2 rRNA genes (1 of these 2 running past the window's edge) are annotated in these 2500 nt (G+C 53.4%); both read right to left on the minus strand.

The features are described from left to right. Nucleotides 1-33: 33 nt before the first annotated feature. A 5S ribosomal RNA gene (rrf, locus tag BCV67_RS09420) occupies nucleotides 34-148 on the minus strand. A 165-nt stretch (nucleotides 149-313) separates the two neighbouring features. Next, nucleotides 314-2500, minus strand: a 23S ribosomal RNA gene (locus BCV67_RS09425) (it continues 692 nt past the right edge of the window).

Genomic DNA, 2500 nt, shown 5'->3' on the forward strand with positions numbered 1-2500 from the left:
CCGCTGCGTGAGCAGCGGGGTTTTTAGATAAAACCCTGACGATGACCTACTCTCGCACAGCTTAGGCTGCACTACCATCGGCGCGGCTACGTTTCACTTCCGAGTTCGGGATGGGATCGGGTGGTTCCATAGCGCTAATTTCATCAGGGAGACAGTTGGAGCGTCGCTCGTGTTTTCTTTCTGGGCGGTGTGCAGGTAACTGCATTCCATCCAGGAAAGGGCCTACGGCGCCTGTCTCGCGTTTGGTCTTGTGACGTAGCGTGCACTTGGAGTCTATCGACATGTCATGTCGGCCAAGGCAACTTGAGGTTATATGGTCAAGCCACACGGATCATTAGTATCAGTTAGCTCAATACATTGCTGTACTTACACACCTGACCTATCAACCACATAGTCTATATGGTTCCTTTAGGGGGCTTGTGCCCCGGGAAGTCTCATCTTGAGGCGCGCTTCCCGCTTAGATGCTTTCAGCGGTTATCGCTTCCGAACATAGCTACCCGGCAATGCCACTGGCGTGACAACCGGAACACCAGAGGTTCGTCCACTCCGGTCCTCTCGTACTAGGAGCAGCCCCTCTCAAACTTCCAACGCCCATGGCAGATAGGGACCGAACTGTCTCACGACGTTCTGAACCCAGCTCGCGTACCACTTTAAATGGCGAACAGCCATACCCTTGGGACCGACTACAGCCCCAGGATGTGATGAGCCGACATCGAGGTGCCAAACACCGCCGTCGATATGAACTCTTGGGCGGTATCAGCCTGTTATCCCCGGAGTACCTTTTATCCGTTGAGCGATGGCCCTTCCATACAGAACCACCGGATCACTAAGTCCTAGTTTCCTACCTGCTTGATCCGTCGATCTTGCAGTCAAGCACGCTTATGCCTTTGCACACAGTGCGCGATGTCCGACCGCGCTGAGCGTACCTTCGAGCTCCTCCGTTACTCTTTAGGAGGAGACCGCCCCAGTCAAACTACCCACCATACACGGTCCCCGATCCAGATAATGGACCTAGGTTAGAACGTCAAGCACGACAGGGTGGTATTTCAAGGATGGCTCCACTGCAGCTAGCGCCACAGTTTCATAGCCTCCCACCTATCCTACACAGACGAACTCAACGTTCAGTGTAAAGCTATAGTAAAGGTTCACGGGGTCTTTCCGTCTTGCCACGGGAACGCTGCATCTTCACAGCGATTTCAATTTCACTGAGTCTCGGGTGGAGACAGCGCCGCTGTCGTTACGCCATTCGTGCAGGTCGGAACTTACCCGACAAGGAATTTCGCTACCTTAGGACCGTTATAGTTACGGCCGCCGTTTACTGGGGCTTCGATCAAGAGCTTCGCCTTGCGGCTGACCCCATCAATTAACCTTCCAGCACCGGGCAGGCGTCACACCCTATACGTCCACTTTCGTGTTTGCAGAGTGCTGTGTTTTTGATAAACAGTCGCAGCGGCCTGGTTACTGCGACCCTCTTCAGCTATAGCTCGCATGAGCCACCAAAAAGGGTGCACCTTCTCCCGAAGTTACGGTGCCATGTTGCCTAGTTCCTTCACCCGAGTTCTCTCAAGCGCCTGAGAATTCTCATCCTACCCACCTGTGTCGGTTTACGGTACGGTCTGCGTAAGCTGAAGCTTAGGAGCTTTTCCTGGAAGCGTGGTATCAGTGACTTCGCCTTAAAGGCTCGTCTCGGTGCTCGGTCTTAAAGAATCCCGGATTTGCCAAAGATTCAAACCTACCGCCTTTCCCCAGGACAACCAACGCCTGGTACACCTAACCTTCTCCGTCCCTCCATCGCACTTACGCGAGGTGCAGGAATATTAACCTGCTTCCCATCGACTACGCATTTCTGCCTCGCCTTAGGGGCCGACTCACCCTGCGCCGATTAACGTTGCGCAAGGAAACCTTGGGCTTTCGGCGTGCGGGTTTTTCACCCGCATTATCGTTACTCATGTCAGCATTCGCACTTCCGATACCTCCAGCAAGCTTCTCAACTCACCTTCACAGGCTTACGGAACGCTCCTCTACCGCGTACATATAAATATGCACACTCCAAGCTTCGGTTTACTGCTTAGCCCCGTTAAATCTTCCCCGCAGACCGACTCGACCAGTGAGCTATTACGCTTTCTTTAAAGGGTGGCTGCTTCTAAGCCAACCTCCTGGCTGTCTGTGCCTTTCCACATGGTTTTCCACTTAGCAGTAAATTTGGGACCTTAGCTGTGGATCTGGGTTGTTTCCCTTTTCACGACGGACGTTAGCACCCGCCGTGTGTCTCCCATACAGTCCGTCTCGGTATTCGGAGTTTGCAATGGTTTGGTAAGTCGCGATGACCCCCTAGCCATAACAGTGCTCTACCCCCGAGAGGATACATATGAGGCGCTACCTAAATAGCTTTCGAGGAGAACCAGCTATCTCCGGGTTCGATTAGCTTTTCACTCCTAATCACACCTCATCCCCTACCTTTGCAACGGGAGTGGGTTCGGGCCTCCAGTGCGTGTTACCG

Origin of the sequence: Stenotrophomonas nitritireducens, from assembly GCF_001700965.1 — a bacterium.
Classification (GTDB): Bacteria; Pseudomonadota; Gammaproteobacteria; order Xanthomonadales; family Xanthomonadaceae; genus Stenotrophomonas; species Stenotrophomonas nitritireducens_A.